Origin of the sequence: Deferribacter thermophilus, assembly GCF_049472675.1 — a bacterium.
Classification (GTDB): Bacteria; Chrysiogenota; Deferribacteres; order Deferribacterales; family Deferribacteraceae; genus Deferribacter; species Deferribacter thermophilus.
Genome location: NZ_JAPNXM010000001.1, coordinates 68,259 through 86,199 on the forward strand (window position 1 = coordinate 68,259; position 17,941 = coordinate 86,199).

The 17,941-nt window shown below is 31.4% G+C and carries 15 protein-coding genes; 12 read left to right on the forward strand and 3 right to left on the reverse strand.

All coding sequences use genetic code 11. From position 1 onward, the window contains the following. Positions 1-137 precede the first annotated feature (137 nt). The 3 genes from OWM07_RS00325 (at position 138) to OWM07_RS00335 (ending at position 4,365) form a co-directional block, all read left to right on the forward strand. Entirely contained in the window at positions 138-1,976 is a 1,839-nt protein-coding gene (locus tag OWM07_RS00325) for an ABC-F family ATP-binding cassette domain-containing protein (protein ID WP_423301677.1), read from the forward strand. A 211-nt stretch (positions 1,977-2,187) separates the two neighbouring features. Continuing rightward, positions 2,188-3,765, forward strand: a complete 1,578-nt coding sequence (locus OWM07_RS00330; RefSeq protein ID WP_423301678.1) for a DEAD/DEAH box helicase — start codon at positions 2,188-2,190, stop codon at positions 3,763-3,765. 69 nt (positions 3,766-3,834) lie between these two features. Next, a complete protein-coding gene (locus OWM07_RS00335) occupies positions 3,835-4,365 on the forward strand; it encodes a hypothetical protein (protein ID WP_423301679.1) in 531 nt (176 codons plus the stop codon). Between the two features lie 153 nt (positions 4,366-4,518). On the opposite strand, the gene OWM07_RS00340 is transcribed toward OWM07_RS00335, so the two are convergent. Then, the gene (locus OWM07_RS00340; RefSeq protein WP_423301680.1) at positions 4,519-5,904 is read right to left on the reverse strand and encodes a flagellin N-terminal helical domain-containing protein; all 1,386 of its coding nucleotides are present in this window, start codon (positions 5,902-5,904) and stop codon (positions 4,519-4,521) included. 156 nt (positions 5,905-6,060) lie between these two features. Between OWM07_RS00340 and OWM07_RS00345 the strand changes: the two genes are divergently transcribed. Beyond that, positions 6,061-7,671: a hypothetical protein gene (locus tag OWM07_RS00345; RefSeq protein WP_423301681.1), complete on the forward strand. Its 1,611-nt coding sequence runs from the start codon at positions 6,061-6,063 to the stop codon at positions 7,669-7,671. 180 nt (positions 7,672-7,851) lie between these two features. Further along, a complete protein-coding gene (locus OWM07_RS00350) occupies positions 7,852-9,081 on the forward strand; it encodes a hypothetical protein (RefSeq protein WP_423301682.1) in 1,230 nt (409 codons plus the stop codon). 250 nt (positions 9,082-9,331) lie between these two features. Here the strand turns inward: OWM07_RS00350 and OWM07_RS00355 are convergent, their stop codons facing one another. Next, on the reverse strand, positions 9,332-10,660 hold the full coding sequence (locus OWM07_RS00355; protein WP_423301683.1) for a hypothetical protein: 1,329 nt from the start codon (positions 10,658-10,660) through the stop codon (positions 9,332-9,334). Between the two features lie 44 nt (positions 10,661-10,704). Beyond that, entirely contained in the window at positions 10,705-11,466 is a 762-nt protein-coding gene (gene murI, locus OWM07_RS00360; RefSeq protein WP_423301684.1) for a glutamate racemase, read from the reverse strand. 306 nt (positions 11,467-11,772) lie between these two features. Here murI and OWM07_RS00365 point away from each other — a divergent pair, with 306 nt between their 5' ends. Genes OWM07_RS00365 through trpA form a run of 7 tightly spaced genes read left to right on the forward strand, consistent with a single transcriptional unit; the run spans position 11,773 to position 17,928 of the window. Further along, positions 11,773-13,245, forward strand: a complete 1,473-nt coding sequence (locus OWM07_RS00365; protein WP_423301685.1) for an anthranilate synthase component I family protein — start codon at positions 11,773-11,775, stop codon at positions 13,243-13,245. Continuing rightward, on the forward strand, positions 13,226-13,789 hold the full coding sequence (locus OWM07_RS00370) for an anthranilate synthase component II (protein ID WP_423301686.1): 564 nt from the start codon (positions 13,226-13,228) through the stop codon (positions 13,787-13,789). The genes OWM07_RS00365 and OWM07_RS00370 overlap by 20 nt, the downstream gene beginning before the upstream one ends. Next, positions 13,782-14,774, forward strand: coding sequence for an anthranilate phosphoribosyltransferase (gene trpD / locus OWM07_RS00375; protein WP_423301687.1), 993 nt, complete (start codon positions 13,782-13,784; stop codon positions 14,772-14,774). The genes OWM07_RS00370 and trpD overlap by 8 nt, the downstream gene beginning before the upstream one ends. Beyond that, positions 14,774-15,511 (forward strand): indole-3-glycerol phosphate synthase TrpC, encoded by a 738-nt coding sequence (locus OWM07_RS00380; protein WP_423301688.1) that lies wholly within the window; start codon positions 14,774-14,776, stop codon positions 15,509-15,511. The genes trpD and OWM07_RS00380 overlap by 1 nt, the downstream gene beginning before the upstream one ends. 1 nt (position 15,512) lies before the next feature. Then, positions 15,513-16,055: a phosphoribosylanthranilate isomerase gene (locus tag OWM07_RS00385; RefSeq protein WP_423301689.1), complete on the forward strand. Its 543-nt coding sequence runs from the start codon at positions 15,513-15,515 to the stop codon at positions 16,053-16,055. A gap of 8 nt (positions 16,056-16,063) precedes the next feature. Then, entirely contained in the window at positions 16,064-17,239 is a 1,176-nt protein-coding gene (trpB, locus tag OWM07_RS00390; RefSeq protein ID WP_423301690.1) for a tryptophan synthase subunit beta, read from the forward strand. After that, complete coding sequence (gene trpA, locus OWM07_RS00395) at positions 17,236-17,928, forward strand: tryptophan synthase subunit alpha (protein ID WP_423301691.1); 693 nt, start codon at positions 17,236-17,238, stop codon at positions 17,926-17,928. Before trpB ends, trpA begins: the two co-directional genes overlap by 4 nt. Positions 17,929-17,941: the final 13 nt, after the last annotated feature.

A 17,941-nucleotide genomic window follows, 5' to 3' on the forward strand; every position in this document is an offset into this window, starting at 1 on the left:
ATAGAAAATAAAAAACAATTTAAGAGATTGCTTCGAAGCAAAAGCTACTCGCAATGACATCAAAATCAGTCGTTGCGAGCGTCAGCAAAGCAATCTGGGTAAACTTTGTTTATATAATTTTTTATTGAGGATAGGTAATGATTAGCGTTGAAAATTTAACAAAGTCTTTTGGAACAAGGCATATTTTTGATAAAATAAATTTTACTATCGGTAGCGGTGAAAAGGTCGGTTTGATAGGCCGAAATGGTGAAGGGAAAACTACACTTTTTAAAATGATAGTGGGTGAAGAAGAACCAGATAGTGGCAAAGTGAACATTCCAAAAGATTATAAAATAGGTTATCTAAAACAACATCTTGAATTTTCACATAATAGGCTGATTGATGAGGTTTATTCCATAGTAAAAAGTGATTTAGAAGATAATAGATGGAAAGCAGAAAAGGTGCTTTTTGGACTTGGATTTACAAAAGAGGATTTGGATAAAAACCCTTATGAGTTTTCTGGGGGGTATCAGGTTAGAATTAATCTTGCAAAAGTTTTAGTCTCTGATTGTGATCTTTTACTACTTGATGAGCCAACAAACTATCTGGATATTTTATCAATTAGATGGCTTGCAAACTTTTTGAGAGAATGGAAAAAAGAATTTATTTTGATAACCCATGATAGAGGTTTTATGGATAGTGTTTGCACACATATTTTAGGGATTTATCGTAAAAAGGTTAGGAAAATAAAGGGTGATACATCCAAATTTTATGAGCAGATAAGATTAGAAGAGGAGCATTTAGAAAAAACAAAAGAGAATATTGATAAGCGTAAAAAAGAGATGGAGCAGTTTATCAATAAATTTAGAGCAAAGGCAAGACAGGCAAATCTTGTCCAGTCGAGGATTAAAACATTGGAAAAATTAAAAGAGGATGAGGTAGATTTAGAGCCCATAAAAAATTTAAATTTTAGATTTAGTTATAAACCTTACGAAGGGAAAAATTTGATACATGTAAAAGATATTACTTTTGGGTATCATAAGGATAAGCCACTATTTAAAAATTTATCTTTTAGTATTGGTTCAAATGATAAAATATGTATAATTGGACCAAACGGAAAAGGGAAAACCACACTTATAAAGGTTCTTTCTGGTAAACTAAGACCCATTTCAGGTGAAATAATTATCAACAACAATGTGGAAATAGGGGTTTATGAGCAAACAAATATAGTTGATTTGGTTGATGATAGAACGATAGAAGAAGAGATAATGTATTCTGATGCGAGTGTAGATAGACAAAGAGCAAGAGATATTGCTGGGATAATGATGTTTTCTGGTGATGAGGCATTAAAAAAGATTGGAGTTTTATCTGGTGGAGAAAAAAGTAGGGTATTGCTTGGAAAAGTTATTGCAAAACCTGTAAATTTGGTTATGTTAGATGAGCCCACAAACCATCTGGATATTTATTCCACCGATGCTTTGCTTGAGGCACTAAAACAGTTTGAAGGTGCTATTTTGATGGTTACCCACAATGAAACCTTTTTGCGTGAGATAGCAAACAGGCTAATAGTGTTTAAAAAAGATGAAGTTATGCTTTTTGATGGCACCTATGATGAATTTTTAGAAAAAGTTGGTTGGGATGAAGAGGATTTCACCAGAAAAAATGAAAAAGAAAAAGGGAAATTATCCAAAAAGGATATTAGAAGATTAAAGGCAGAAGTTATTGCTGAAAAATCTAAAGTTTTGAATCCTCTTATAAAAGAGGTAGAGGAGTTAGAAAGATCGATAGAAGAGAATGAAAGTCGAAAAACTGAAGTAAACAGTTTGATTTTAAAGTATTCAATGGAAGGCAATTTTGAAGAAGTTGCTTCTTTGAGTAAAGAGTTGAAAAATATTGAGAAAAATATTGATGAGCTTTACAGTCGTTATGAAATCAAACTAAGCGAGCTTGAAGAGAAAGAAAGCTACTTTCAAAAAAGATTAGAGCAGCTTATCTAAAAATAATCGATTTTCATTTTCTTCTTAAAAATGCAAACAGAATATTGAGGTTATTGTGCATATTCTAATTTTGAGATTGCTTCGGATCAAAATTTCATCGCAATGACATAATTTGTAGTCATTGCAAGCGTCAGAGAAGCAATCTAAGGATATGCAATGCCCTTACATAATATTCTGTTGCCAACAATATAAAAGAAGGAAGGTTAAATTTATGCAAAGTATGAAAGAATTTGAAAAACTTGGAGTTTCAAAAAGTATTATGGAAGCATTGAAGAAAAAGGGGTTTGAAGAACCAACGGATATTCAAAAATTGGTTATCCCAAAAATATTAAATAGTGACAAAGATATTGTCGCTCAAGCACAAACAGGTACAGGCAAAACAGCTGCATTTGGTATCCCATTGATTGAGATGATTGATAGGAAAAAGAGTGGAGTAAAATGCCTTATTTTGACACCTACAAGAGAGCTTGCTAATCAGGTGGCAGAAGAGATTAACTCTTTAAAGGGTAGAAGGAAGCTTAAAATAGTTCCCGTTTATGGTGGTCAATCCATGGAGTTGCAGTTAAAAAGGCTTAAAGAGGGTGCAGATATCGTTGTAGGTACACCTGGCAGGATATTAGACCATCTAAAAAGGAAGAGTCTTGATATTTCAAAAATAGATTTTTTCATTCTTGATGAAGCAGATGAGATGCTAAATATGGGGTTTATTGATGATATAAAAACAATCTTTAGATATACCCCAGAAAATAGAAGGGTTTTACTTTTTTCTGCAACCATGCCAAGGGAAATTTTGAATCTTGCTAAAACCTTTATGAAAGATTACGAGTTGATAAAAGTTGATGCAAAACAGCTTACCACTTCATTGACAGAGCAGATATATTTTGAGGTGAGAGAAGAGGACAAATTTGAGGCACTTTGTAGAATCAGAGATATGTATCCAGAATTTTACGGACTTATTTTTTGCAGGACAAAGGTGGATGTGGATACAGTTGCAAATAAGTTAATTGATAGAGGTTACAACGCAGAAGGTTTGCATGGTGATTTATCTCAGTATCAGAGAGAAAGAATTTTACACAAGTTTAAAACAAAGCGGATTAATATGCTTGTTGCCACAGATGTAGCTGCAAGAGGTATAGATATTGACAATCTAACACATGTGATTAACTACTCACTACCACAAAATCCAGAAAGCTATGTTCACAGGATTGGCAGGACTGGTAGAGCAGGTAAGAAAGGGATAGCAATAACCTTTGTGACACCATCAGAATACAGGAATCTTTTGTATATTATGAGAATTTCCAATACTGAGATAAAAAAAGAGAAGCTACCAGGTGTTGAAGAGATAATCGAAAATAAAAAGAAGCATATCATTGATGATTTGAAAGCAGTTATTGAGAATAATGAACATAAAGATTATTTAGATTTTGCAAAAGAGTTGTTATCTGTTGGAAACCCTGAAGATATTGTAGCTGCGATGCTTAGATATCGATTTGCTGATGATTTAAGTAGCGAATCATATAGCGATATTGAAGAAGTTACAGTTAATAGAAAAGGGAAATCGAGATTGTTTGTTGCAAAAGGTAGAATGGATGGTATGAACGAAACAGATATCAAAAAGTTTATTGCTGATAAGTGCAAGGTTGATCCTAAAAAGATTAAAGATGTTAGAGTGTTTGAAAAATTCTCTTTTATTACTGTACCTTTTGAAGAAGCAGAGTATATATTGTCGGTGTTTAAGAAAAATAAAAGAGGTAGAAAACCTCTTGTAGAGATGGCCAAAGCTAAATGAAATTAAATTTTGATTTGAAAAAACATATTAATATAGTATTATATAATTACGAATAAGTAGGGGTTTGAAATGAGTAGTGAAAAAACTAAAAATAACAATATTCAAAATGAAAATATGAGAGTACCTACTGAAATTCAAACTTTGATAGCGGGTATCTTCCCCAATACCAAGTATTTTGATGCTAAATTTGATTATCTACAAGTACAAATTGATGAGTTAAGAAGAAATCAGGAAGATTTCAAAGAGCACTTAAAAGACTTTAAAAAAGATGTTGATTATAGGTTTGGACAAATTGATAGAAGATTTGAGGAAGTTTACAAAAGGTTTGAACAAATCGACAAAAGGTTTGAACAAGTCGATAAAAAGTTTGATAAAGTTGACCAGCGTTTTAGTGAGTTAAAGGCTGATATTGACAAGCGGTTTGAACAGGTCGACAAGCGATTTGAGCAAATTATAGCTTCTATTGAGAAATTGTCTGATAAACTTGATAGTAGAGAAACTGAACAAAGAAATTTTACAATTAGGATGTTTTCAATATCCATAGCAATTTCAATCTTAGGAGCTTTGGGCGCTTTTTTGAAATTGATTGGAGTTTTTTAATAGTTTTATAGGTTGAGAATGCTGAACATAGTTTAATCTTTGGAAGTTGATATAATGTTGAGTTTGCTTCGCTAACGCTTGCAAAGATAGCTACGGTGGTCATTGCGAGGAGCTTTTGCTCCGAAGCAATCTCAAAATTTTGTGCGACATCATCTATTTATTTGTGTTTATTCCAAGCAGGTTTATCACAGATGATATCAGCTCGTTTCTTTTTGTAAGCATTAAAGTAGATGTTTGCAGTTGAAGCTGCTGGGTGGTGAGTTTTGCCATTTCTTCAGCAATATCAGTGTCCATAATATTTGAGTAAGAGCTTGATAGATTTAAGTTGTAGTTTGTTATTTGGTCAATCTGGTAATTCAGTGTGTTTTCCATACTACCTATTCTTGAAGCTTCACTGGTCACTCTTGAAATAATATTATCTATCAATGACAAAGCCTTAGTCCTTCCATTTGAAGTTGATAAGTCTATGGCATAATCGCCATTTACATCTTTTAATCCAAGTGATTCTGGAGTTAGATCTTTGATATAAACATCTAATTGTGTCCCACCTTCTATATCAAGAGGGATACTGACAGTTTTATCAGTAATTGATATGGTTGCATTTGGTACATTTGCATTATCAGCTACTTTTATCACCAAATTATCATAGACATCAGTAAACTCACCTGTTTGAGATGTGTATGTTGTTCCATTGTAAGTTAATGATGCATCGTTACCAGCATCTGTTTCTGTTGCTCCTTGAGACGATATAAAATTTCCTGACAAATCACTTAAGCTTATTCTTCCAGCAACCCCCTTTTCCAATGATGTTATTTGTAAATAAGTATCTGTACCTGAAGTGACAACTTCTGCTTTTGCCACATCATTATAGCTATTAATCCTGTTTGCAATATCTTCTAAAGTGTCAGAAGCACTCCAGTTAATTGAAATAGCATTATCATTTCCTTGAATAACAAAAGTTCCTTCAGAAGTTAATGTTGAAGGATCGTATGGCCCTATTTGGTAGGTATTATAAGTGGCTCCAGTTATGTTTGTAAGTTCCAATGTTGTTGTATTTAATCTGTCAAGTGCGTAAGCATTTACATCAGCAGAGCTTGTGGTAATTGTGGCAAGATAATCGCCGTTTAACAATTTTTTCGTATTAAATTCAATGGATGTTGTGATGTTATCTATTTCATCAATTAAGTCATTTACTTCATTTTGAATGAGATTTATATCAGAGCTTGTAAGTGTTCCATTCCCAGCTGCAAAAATTTTTTCCCTTATAGAGTTTAAAATATCGAGTAACCCTGATGAGCCGCTAATTGAGTAATCAGCTGTTTGAAAAAGGGAGATAGCATCCTGCAAATTTTGCATTAGTCTTTTGTGAGACTCAATAGCAGATTTTAGTTTTGCAGCAATACCTATTTCAGCTGGAGAATCTTTGGCACTGTTTAACCTTTTCCCTGTGGATAATCTTTCTATCGAACTGTTTATTGAATTTGTTGATTGATTGATACTATTTAAGATATTCCCTGCAGGGACAAAATTTATCTTCATGGACACAACCTCATGGTCACATCCATGTAAAATTTTTCGCATCCCTGCATTTATACTATCGACATACCTTAAAAATACTTTAATATTTTTTATAAAACTATTTGCTTTTTTACCAATCTAATATTAGTAATTAAATGCTAATAATAAGGGGGTAGTATGTTGAAGAAGCTGTTTATTATAGTCTTTCTCTTTTTTCCATTACTGAGTTTTGCAAGGTTTGAGAAACTTGTAAATGAAATAGATGATTTTTTTGCACCCAAAAAAGGGTATGTTGTAGCTGTCGAAGGTGATACTGTTTATACTGACCTTTCAATAAAAGATGGAGTCACAAAAGGGTTAGTGTTAAATGTATATAGAGAGGGTGAAAAGATTGTTCATCCAATCACTGGTGATATTTTGGGAGTCAAGCGTTCATTTTTGGGTAAAATAAAAATAATAGATGTGTTCGAAAAGTATTCAATCGCATCTATATTTGATAAAAAAGAAGATTTCAAGAAAGGTGATATTGTAATTAGTGAAACTCCAGTAAAAGTTAAAGTACATTATGAAAATTTTAATAAAAGGCTAGAGTTATTAATTAGACAAGATTTAGCTGATGCAAAAAATTTTATTATTTCAGATAGCGGAAATTATATCCTTAATTTAGTACAAGATGATAAAGGTGGGATTGAATATACCATATTTTATAACGACAGATTAATAGAAAAAAAATATTTTGCAGATATCAACACTACTTATTTGACAAAAAGTAAACCATCTTTAATGACTGCAGATATATTAAGAAGTAAGCCCATCGATAAAGAGTTAAGAGTTATTAGTGTAGGTCATATATTTAATGATGATTTTGAGTATATTGTAACTGCTGATGAAGACACAGTGTATATTTACAAATTTACTGGTGAAGATTTTGAATATGTATCAAAGATTGATGGTGATTTTGATGAAATATTAAGTGTTGAAACTATTGATTTAAACGGAAATGGGATTGATGAGATTTTTATTACAAACTTGGATAATGGGAGAAATTTAAAGTCAGTAATTTATGAGTTTGATGGTAAAAAGGTTAAGTTATTAAAGAAGAGTATCCCGTTTATTTTTAGAACTATAATGGTAAATGGACAAAAAAAATTAGTTTGTCAAAGAATATCAAGAGAAGGTGAATACTTAGGTAAAATCCACTTTTATGTATATAAGTCAGATTATATGAGAGGGGACGCTATTGAAGGAACTAATGGTATAGGGATATTTGGTTTTGGCTATGGTGATATAAATAAGGATGGTAAAAATGAAATATTATATGTTGATAGTGATAATAGATTGAGAATATTGTCAAATGGGAAAGAAATATATAAAAGTATTGAATATTTTGCTGATACTCCATATTATTTCATGTTAGAAGAAGTTAAGAAAGCTTCAGTTGATGAAGATAAGCATGATGAGAATCCGTTTGAAGTTATGACTCATAAAAGATTTTTAAAGGGTAGAGTATATATCTACAATGATGGGAAAATATATATTGTTAAAAATGAACCTGTTTCGAGAATGCTACCTAATTTAAATAAATATAGAAATTCTACTTTTGCAGGATATAAATGGCAAGCTAAAATGTTGAGAAAGATTTGGGAATCTGAAGTGTTAAATCCAGTTATAGTGGATTATTATGGTGAAGAGAAATATGGTAAAAATTATGTGATTCTGCTTAGGAACTATGATAGTGGACTTTTTAAAGGTAAAAAGAGTGAGTTTATATACCTTGAAGTTAAATAAAAAATTTAGCTCTTTTTGTTGACAGAAAAAAAACATTGTGTTAGATAATAATTGTATGATATTAATTAATAATGAAAGGAGGGATGAAAAGAAAAAGGAAGAATTAGCGTTTTTAAAACAGATGTTTTGGATAAGGCAATAATAGCAAGAAAAAAATAAAAACCTACAGGAGGAAGAAGTATGAAGAAGTTATTAGTTATTTTAGCGTTGTTAGCGTTTGCTGCAACTTCTTTTGCAGTTGAGCTTAAGCTCAGTGGTGATTTTTATGTGAGAGGTAGTTATATCAGTATTGATACTGATGAAACAAATGGTGTCGATGAAAAGTATTCTTATTATGACCAAGATATGAATCTCTGGGCAAAACTTGTTGTTGATGAAAATACTTGGGTTACTACAAGATTTGCTATTCATGATGAAAATTGGAAAGATGACAGTGAGGATGAGGCAGATGATGATTTTACTGCTGAAAGAGTTTGGATGACTCATAAATTTTCTACAGGCACTACACTTGATGCTGGTCTTATGACTGGTGCTGGTTGGGGTACTGCTTTCGGTAATGACACTGGTGGAAAATATAGGATTAAATTTACACAGGCTTTACCTTACGGCTCTTTAGTGGCTTTTGTCCAGAAAAATACTGAAAAAGGTGCTGAATTAAAATACAAAGATGCTGAAAAAGATGACAGCGATACTTATGGACTTGGTGCTAACATTAAAGCAGGCGATTTTAAAATTATGCCACTTGTAACATATATGAATAATAGTGCTAAATATCTAGACAATGGCACAGATGCACAGAAGACTTGGAGAGCTGACGTAGCTTTTACTGGTAAAGTGGGTATGGTTGGATTTGAAGGTGAATTTAGCTACGTAACTATGAATGATGATGATAACAGTTCTCTTGATTTTGATGTGTATGGTGTTTACTTAAATGGTTATGCTATGGTTGATAAGGTAAAAGTGGGTGCTATTGTTGCTTACGGTAGCTATGATAAAGACGCTAAAAAGGGTTATGACTTTGAGGACGATTTTGACTCTACTTTAGTGCTTGGTGACTGGCTACAGTTAGGTGATGATTATGCATATGGTTACGGTACAAAAGGTGAATCTGACCTCGTTGGTATGACTTTACTTCAGTTATATGCTAAAACTAATGTTACAGACAAATTGTCAGTTAATGCTTCATTATCATATGTTTTTTCAAATCAAGAAGATAATGAGTATGAAGATGTTAAAGCATATGAAGTAGATCTTGGTGCATCATATGCAATTACAAAAAATCTTACTTATAGCTTAGCTTTTGGATATGCTCAAGTTAAAGATATAATAGAAAATAATGGACTAACGGATGAGGATAAGTTTGATTTGAAAGCAATCAGAGCTTATCATAAAATTGCTTTGACATTCTAATTAAACTATTTAAATGCCCGCTATTAGGCGGGCTTTTTTTTATTTGTATTTATTTATCGTTTATTCAATTTTACTTATTAATCAATTATATTGTTAATTTTATTATCTAAAAGTTAAAAAAGAAGCTCAAAAGCTTATCTAATAATTATTTTAATAAATTGATGAAACTATATAAAATTGTTGAAAGTATTTTAAAAAAAATATTAATAAATAATCATTAATGATAATTTACTAGTAATCGTATAATAATCTATTTTTTATTTAATTCTTTGAGGATTTTGTCGGCGTATTCCGGGTAAAGCTTGCGTATACAATCAGGGCATATACCATGTGAAAAATCGAATTCAAATTTGCTCGACATATATTCTTCGATGGTATACCAGTTGTCATCTTTCCCTCTTATTTTTTTACATGAAGAGCATATTGGGACAAGTTTTTTTAAAGTTTTTATCTCATTTAAAGCATTTTCAAGAGATTTCTTTTGGTTTAGCAATTCATTTAAGTGTGTATTGTAATATTTTGATAAAAGGTTAAGCTCTTTTATCTGAACATCTGACATTAATGATTTTTCTACAAATTTATGTGATTTCATCCTTTTTAAGATTTTTATAAATGGTAAAAGAAAGTTAACTTTATAAATATACATATTTTTTTGAATTATATAATAAATTAAAAAATATGTTATGAATAATATTACTGTAGATAACATAATAAAATTAAATAGAATTCTCTTAGATAGTTTAATCACTAAAACAACTGTAGTATCAATTGGTTTTGGCATGTCTTTGAGATATTTAAAATTTAAAATCTTAGAAGCATAAATTATGTTGCTAAATAGATTGATTTTTACGAAGTTGTTTTTAAAAAGTGAGTTTGTTTCCTCATTATTGAATTCAATCATTGATCCTAAAATTGAATAAAGTGGCGTTTTGTCAGCAAAATAAACCAAACTAAATTGATAATTTGATTTTAATGATTTTGTTAAAGCAACGAAATGATTTAAAATCGAAGTGCTTATACCTAATTGGAAGAAAATATTTTTTTCCTTTAAAAAAGATAAAGTATAAATTTTAAAGTTATTGTCAGCTGGAGTATAAACAGGATACTCTATGTTAACAATATTATTATCTTTTTTTTCTTTAAGATAATTTGTTACTGCCTTTGCATCATCAAACTGGCTCAAATCAAGCCCCTTTTCTTCATTTAATGTAGTGTGAATTATCTTTAAATTTTTATCGATTATTGCTACTGAAACATTTGTTTTTAACTGTTTTTCAAGATCATCTTTAATTTTGAATATAAGCTTATCATAATCAGAAGATGGATAATTAGCTATTAATGATGAATATTTATTGTGAAGAGATTTTAATTTGTTTTCTGAAGCTTTAATTTTATTTAGCTCAGAAGCGAAAAGGTATTTTATATTCTCTGATATGGTGTATGTTGTTTCATTAAATGATTTGTTAAATGTAAAATAAAAAGAGAAATTTACTAAAAATACTGATAATAAAAATGCAATGAAAAGTGTTATAAAATTATATCTACTTAGTTTATTTAGTAATCTAATTAAGCTGAGCATAGCTTTTTATACATAAATTATGATTAGATTTCAACAGATGAGATTTATAATGAAATAACTTTATAAGTGGTGTTTTCAGCTAAAAGGTTTTTTAGTGTTTCAAATGATTGTGTTTTGTCGGTGATATGAATTAATCTTTTTCCAGATTCATTGAATGTTATTTGTAAATTTCTTAAGTCGTCTAAAATAGCAATGGATGAATCAACGAGATTTAAATTAGGATAAAGTTTTAATATAGTGTCTTTTAAAAGTGGGTAGTGGGTGCAGCCTAATATGACAGTATCAACTTTATCTATATAAGGTGATAGATATTCTTTGACCATTATTTCTGCTACCTTGTGTTTAAATAACCCTTCTTCAACAATTGGAACAAAAAGTGGGCAAGCCTGCTGATAAACTTTTGTTGATGGTGAAATCTGTTTGATTTTATTTGGATACGCATTGCTATTTACAGTTGCTTTTGTACCAATAACAAGTAAATTATTTGTTTTAGTTGCACTTAAAGCAGCCCTCACACCTGGGTCAATAACACCTAAGACAGGTAAATTAAATTTACTCTTCAGTGAATCAATGGCATAGCTTGATGCACTATTGCAAGCAATAACTATTGCTTCAAGGTTATAATGTTTCACTAAATAATCAATACATTCAGATGTGTATTTGATTATTGTGTCCTTTGACCTTATCCCATAGGGGACTCTAGCAGTATCACCGAAATAATATATATCAAGCTTTGGAAATTCTTTTGCAATTGTCCTAAAAACTGTTAGTCCACCAATACCTGAATCAAAAACACCTATAGCCATTGTTTCTCCTAATTATTATTTGCCTGCTACTCTATATAAAATAGTTTTGGGAAATTCAATAAAAAAATACTTTACATTTTTAATTTTATGAGTTATAAATATGACCATGAAAGGTTCAATATTTTTTAACACATTAAAATTAGTAAGAAATTGGTGGTGGCAGTTAACAGTAATATAGGGCTGTTCTGCCACCATTAAAATATAATTAGGCCGTGTGGCGGAGCAGCCACACGGCCTTTTTTTTGTATCTATTCAAAGGCCGTGGGTATTACTCACGGCCTTTTTTTATGAATTTGGAGGTTTAAAATGTTAAATGTAAATTTTAATGAATTTGAAAAATTATCAAAAGAATTTAGACAAATCCCTATAATACGAGAAATTGTGGGGGATATTTATACCCCTATCAGTTTACTCAGAAATTTTTCTAATGAAAAATTTCTATTTTTGCTAGAAAGTGCAAATATTGATAAGAGTTTTTCAAGGTTTACCTATTTTGCAAAGACTGCGAAGAAGACACTAATTTTTAAAAAGGGGAAACTTTATTTAATTGATAAAAACGGGAAGAAGACAGAACTACTTGTAAATCCTATTGATTATTTAAACAGTGAAATAAATGAGTTTAAAGGTGCAAAATTTGAAAGTATCGGTGATTTTTGTGGCGGATATGTGGGCTTTTTTGGTTATGAAATGGCAAATTATATGGGGATTTTAAGAGAAAAATTGTATGAAGGTGATGAATCTCAACTTGGACTTGGATACATTGATGAGTTTTATGTTTTTGATAACAAGTTAGGTAAATTTTATTCGGTTTGCATTGCAGATACCTCAAACTCTTTAGAGGATGAGTTTAGAAGATGTGTAAAAAGAACCCTCGAGATGGTAGATGAACTGCATGTAGTTAATTTTGATCTCACGAAATCTGACAGTTTTATAAATATTAAAAAAGATTTTGAAAAAGATGCTTTTATTGAAACTGTCAAAAAGGTTAAAGATGAAATAATTAGAGGCGAAGCAATTCAAGTTGTAATTTCCAATAAATTTGAAGTGGATGGATTTGTAAACCCAGTAAGTTTCTATAGAGCGTTAAGAAATATTAATCCATCCCCTTATATGTTCTATTTTAAATTTGATGATTTTATTGTGTGTGGTTCGTCCCCAGAGATTCATCTTAAAATAAAAGATAATAGAGCGACATTAAAGCCAATTGCTGGGACATACCCTGTAGAAGAAGATATAGAAGATGTAAAAAGAAGATTGATATCTGATGAAAAAGAGATTTCAGAGCATTTAATGCTTTTGGATCTTGCAAGGAATGATCTTTATCGAGGCTGTAAGTCAGATACTGTTAAAGTGAAAGAGGCTTTTGTTCCAGAGGTATATTCACATGTGGTACATATTGTTTCTGAGGTAGAGGGTGTGAAAAAAGATAATATTTCTAATCTTGACCTTTTTGCTATGACTTTTCCTGCAGGAACAGTTTCTGGTGCTCCAAAGGTTAGAGCCATGGAGTTGATAAGTCAGTATGAGAGAAGCCCTAGAGGTTTTTATGCTGGTTGCGCCGGATATTTTTCTTTTGCTGGAGATATGGATACTTGCATTACTATTAGAAGTGCTGCGTTTAAAGATGGGAAAATGATTTTGAGAGCTGGTGCTGGGATTGTGTATGACAGCAATCCAGAAAGGGAGTTTTACGAGGTGGAAAATAAATTGGGGGCATTGTTTAAGGCAATTGAAATTACAAAGAATATGGAGGAAAGGTATGTTTTTACTGATAGATAATTACGATTCATTTACATATAATCTATATGCACTTTTTGATGAGGCTGGAGTAAAGGTAGATATTGTTAAAAATGATGAGCTTGTTGATGCATCATGTTATAAAGGGATAATTATTTCACCAGGCCCATCCAACCCAGAAAATTCAGGATACTCTTTGGCATATATTGAAAAGTATAAAGGTGTAATCCCTATATTTGGCGTTTGTTTAGGGATGCAGTGCATTGCCTTTTACAAAACAGGTTCTTATAGACAGGCAAAAAGTATAAAACATGGAAAAATAGAAAAGGTAATAAAAACAAAAGATTCACTTATTTTGGATGGTATACCAGAAAGATTTGATGCTGTGCGTTATCACTCATTAGCTGTTAATGTAAGCGATGATAATGTAGTGGCTATAGCAGAAACTGATAATGAAATTATGGCGATTGAGTATAAAGATGATTTGCTTTTTGGAGTCCAGTTTCACCCAGAATCAATAAAAAGTGAATTTGGGGATATCATTGTAAAAAACTTTATAAAAATTTGTGGAGGGTGTCATGTTTGAAACATTAAAAAAATTATTTAATGGTGAGGACTTAACATTAGCAGAATCACTTAAACTTTTTGAAAAAATGATGAAAGGGGAGTTGGATAGTGAAATTATTTCAGCTGTGTTGATAGCATTGAGATTAAAAGGTGAAACAGCCACTGAGATTTTTGCTGCAGCTAAAATTTTAAATGAATTCAAGCTCTTATTTGAACACAAAAGAAGACCCTGTATTGATACTTGTGGCACTGGAGGTGATGGTAAAAACTGCGTGAATGTTTCTACAGCGGTTTCCATTATCTTGTCAGCTTTAGGTTATAATGTGGTTAAGCATGGCAATGTAGCAATAAGTGGTAAAGTTGGGTCTGCTGATATTTTAGAACTTCTTGGTATTCCAATAAAATTGACTGTGGAAGAGATGCAAGAATTTTATGAAAAGAACGGTTTTGTGTTTTTGCTTGCACCTGTATTTCACCCTGCAATGAGAAATGTTGCACCAATCAGAAAAAAACTTGGTGTTCCTACAATATTCAATCTTTTAGGGCCACTGGTAAATCCAGCTAATCCAGAGTATCAAATTATTGGGGTTGGTGATAAAACTAAATTAGATGTTTATGCTCAAGCTGCCAGCAAGTTTACAAAGAAAAAATTTATAATTTACTCCTCTTATGATGGATATGATGAAGTATCAACAAAAGAGCCAACAAGATGCTATAAAATTATTGATGGGCAAATATCAGAATTTGTATTAAAACCTGAAGATTTTTTTGAACCTTTTGAAATGCCAAATGTTTGTTCCAAAGAGGAAGCTGTAAAACTTTTTGTTGATGGTATCTCTGGAAAAAATGAAAAGGTATCCATTTTATTTGCTATAAATACTGCTCTTGCCTTGAATTTAATAGAAAATTTATCAATTGATGATGGTTTTGAGAAAACTTTAGAAATTATAAAAAGTGGTAAAGTTTTGGAAAAACTTGAAAGTTTAAAAGGGGTAGAAGTGTAATGTTTTTACAAGAAGTTTATCAAAAAAAGTTAGAGGAAATAAAAAAAATTAACCCTAAAGGTGAAAGAAACAAAAAAATTATCCCTTTTGATATTAACTTACCTGAAAAAAGGGTGATCGCTGAGGTAAAACAGGCATCACCTTCTTTAGGGGTTATTAAAAAAGTTGATGTAGTTAAGCAGGCTAAAAGGTATGAAGCAGGTGGTGCTGCAGCAATTAGTGTGCTTACAGATAAAAATTATTTTAATGGCAGTTTTGAGTTTTTAAGGATGATAAGCCAAGAGGTGGAGCTACCATTATTGTGCAAAGATTTTATTATCGATAAAAGACAGATAGATATGGCTTATATAAATGGTGCAGATACAATACTTTTAATTGTAGCATTGATAAATGATGATTTACTCCATTTGCTTTTTGAATATGCAGTTAGTTTAGGGCTTAATGTTCTAGTAGAGATACATGATAAAAACGAATTTGATAGGGTAAAGGATTTAGGGATTAAATTTTTAGGGGTTAATAGCAGAAATCTGAATACATTGAAAATTGATAAAGATGTTGCTTTGGATGTTTTAAAAAGTGTTGAGGGTGATTTTGTAAAAGTGGCTGAAAGTGGAATAGAGACTATCCATGATGTTGAAAAATTTAAAGAAGCTGGTGCTGCAATGTTTTTGGTAGGAACTAGCTTAATGAAATCAGAAAATCCAGAAGATTTAATAATGAAATTCAATAGGGTGTAAAATGTTTGTTAAAGTTTGTGGTATAACGACATTTGAGCAGATAGATTGGGCTGTTGAGCTTGGATATAGTGCAATAGGCGTTATTTTTCATCCAAAAAGTAAAAGATATGTGGGTTATGAAAAAGGTGTGAGGCTTGCAGAATATGCAAAAGGGAAAATTTCAACAGTATGTGTTGGTATCGATTTTGATGAAGTAAAAGATGTGATTGATAAATTCGATTATGTTCAGCTTTATAATTATGAAAAACACGATAATCTCATTTATGCAACTACTAAAGAGCCCGAAAATCAGATTTTTCAGTATCTAATTTATGATAAAAGTATGGGTAAAGGGATGTTTGAAGAGGATTACCCAAAATGGATTTGCAAATATAAAGATAAACTAATAATTTCTGGTGGATTGACAGCTGAAAATGTGAATAAAGTTCTCAAAAAGATTAATCCAGCTGGTGTTGATGTATCTAGTGGTGTAGAAGAAAGCTATGGAGTAAAAAGTTTTGATAAGATGAAATCCTTTATAGAGAAAGTTAAAAATCACTTTTGAGGTGTTTTATGGATTATAATAAATATTTTTACGGTGAATATGGGGGGCAATTTGTTGCTGAAACTTTGATCCCAGTACTTGATGAGCTTGAGGAGAGTTTTTTTAAATACAAAGATAACACAGACTTTAATGAAGAGCTAGATTATCTTTTGAAAAATTATGCTGGTAGACCTACTCCTGTTTATTTTGCAAGAAGATTGTCAGAAAAGTATAAAGTCAAAATCTATTTAAAGAGGGAGGATTTGCTTCATACAGGAGCTCACAAAATAAATAATACCCTTGGACAAGCCCTGCTTGCAAAATATATGGGAAAAAGGCGTATTATTGCTGAGACTGGAGCTGGTCAGCACGGTGTTGCTACAGCTACGGTTTGTGCATTACTTGGGATTGATTGCACAGTTTATATGGGGAGTCTTGATGCTGAAAGGCAAAAAATAAATGTTGAGCGTATGAAGATGCTTGGGGCAAAAGTAAAGGTGGTGGATTTTGGCAGTAAGACTTTAAAGGATGCAGTTAGTGCAGCTTTGAAGGATTGGGTGACAAATGTGGATACAACTCATTATCTAATAGGTTCTGCAGTTGGCCCTTATCCATTCCCTGAGATTGTAGCACATTTTCAATCAGTGATTGGTAAAGAGGCAAGAGAATATTTTATTGATGAGATTGGTAAATTGCCTGATGTTGTTGTAGCTTGTGTAGGTGGTGGTAGCAATGCAATTGGTATTTTTAGAGGTTTTATAAATGATGAGCAGGTAAGACTAATAGGTGTAGAAGCTGGTGGACTATCGGATAAAATAGGTGAACATGCAAGCAGTCTAAATTTTGGTAAAAAAGGGGTATTTCAAGGATGTTTATCAAAAGTATTGCAAACTGAAAATGGTCAGATTGCAACAGTTCATTCTGTATCTGCTGGGCTTGATTATCCAGGCGTTGGGCCTGAACATGCGTATCTATGTGATACTGGTAGGGCTGAGTATTATCCGATAAAAGATAAAGATGCGGTGGATGGTTTTTTTGAACTAACTAGATTGGAGGGGATTTTACCAGCTTTAGAGTCAAGCCATGCAATAGGTTTTGTTATTAAGCACAGTAAAGATTTTTTAGGAAAAACTGTTTTAATAAATTTATCAGGCAGAGGGGATAAGGATTTACATATAATTGAAGATTATGTGAGGGGATTATGAAAGGTGTATATGTCGTTTTAAACTATCCAGATAAGGATACTTTTTATGAAGTAATAAAGTTTTTATTAGATTACGATGGAATAGATTTTATAGAGATAGGTTACCCTTTTAATGATCCAGTTGCTGATGGGGCTGTTATTATGGATGCTGTAAATAAAGTTTATGATAAAGTTACTTATAACGATTTGATTAGTATTCTAAAACTTATAAACAAAAGTAAAAAAACTTATGTTATGACTTATGCCAATATTGTTTTTAGTTATGGAATAAGCACATTTTCCAAAGAATTTAATTCATTGATAGATGGTCTTATAATTGCTGATTTACCAAATAGATTGCATGATTTTTTTTATAGAAATGGTTTAGAGATAGATATTATTCCATTTTTAACACCAACGAGTAGAGTAAACGATATTTCCTACATTAATGAGTTAAAGGGGGATTTTGTATACTATGTTGGGACAAAGGGAACTACTGGTGTGATGGGGGACTTAGATTTTAATAAGGGGAAAGTTAAAGAGATTAAGAAAATTATCAATAAAAAATTGATATACGGTTTTGGGATAAAAACAAAAGAAGATATTAAAAATGTTATGAGTTTTGCCGATGGTGTAGTTGTAGGAACAGAAATAGTTAAAAGGCAGGGGGATATAGAGAAATTAAAAGATTTTATTAAAAATACATTTTGATAAAATTTTTATA

Coding starts and splice junctions, on each gene's coding strand:
- OWM07_RS00325 (WP_423301677.1), top strand. CDS start 138: ATGATTAGCGTTGAAAATTTAACAAAGTCTTTTGGAACAAGGCATATT.
- OWM07_RS00330 (WP_423301678.1), top strand. CDS start 2,188: ATGCAAAGTATGAAAGAATTTGAAAAACTTGGAGTTTCAAAAAGTATT.
- OWM07_RS00335 (WP_423301679.1), top strand. CDS start 3,835: ATGAGTAGTGAAAAAACTAAAAATAACAATATTCAAAATGAAAATATG.
- OWM07_RS00340 (WP_423301680.1), bottom strand. CDS start 5,904: ATGAAGATAAATTTTGTCCCTGCAGGGAATATCTTAAATAGTATCAAT.
- OWM07_RS00345 (WP_423301681.1), top strand. CDS start 6,061: ATGTTGAAGAAGCTGTTTATTATAGTCTTTCTCTTTTTTCCATTACTG.
- OWM07_RS00350 (WP_423301682.1), top strand. CDS start 7,852: ATGAAGAAGTTATTAGTTATTTTAGCGTTGTTAGCGTTTGCTGCAACT.
- OWM07_RS00355 (WP_423301683.1), bottom strand. CDS start 10,660: ATGCTCAGCTTAATTAGATTACTAAATAAACTAAGTAGATATAATTTT.
- murI (WP_423301684.1), bottom strand. CDS start 11,466: ATGGCTATAGGTGTTTTTGATTCAGGTATTGGTGGACTAACAGTTTTT.
- OWM07_RS00365 (WP_423301685.1), top strand. CDS start 11,773: ATGTTAAATGTAAATTTTAATGAATTTGAAAAATTATCAAAAGAATTT.
- OWM07_RS00370 (WP_423301686.1), top strand. CDS start 13,226: ATGTTTTTACTGATAGATAATTACGATTCATTTACATATAATCTATAT.
- trpD (WP_423301687.1), top strand. CDS start 13,782: ATGTTTGAAACATTAAAAAAATTATTTAATGGTGAGGACTTAACATTA.
- OWM07_RS00380 (WP_423301688.1), top strand. CDS start 14,774: ATGTTTTTACAAGAAGTTTATCAAAAAAAGTTAGAGGAAATAAAAAAA.
- OWM07_RS00385 (WP_423301689.1), top strand. CDS start 15,513: ATGTTTGTTAAAGTTTGTGGTATAACGACATTTGAGCAGATAGATTGG.
- trpB (WP_423301690.1), top strand. CDS start 16,064: ATGGATTATAATAAATATTTTTACGGTGAATATGGGGGGCAATTTGTT.
- trpA (WP_423301691.1), top strand. CDS start 17,236: ATGAAAGGTGTATATGTCGTTTTAAACTATCCAGATAAGGATACTTTT.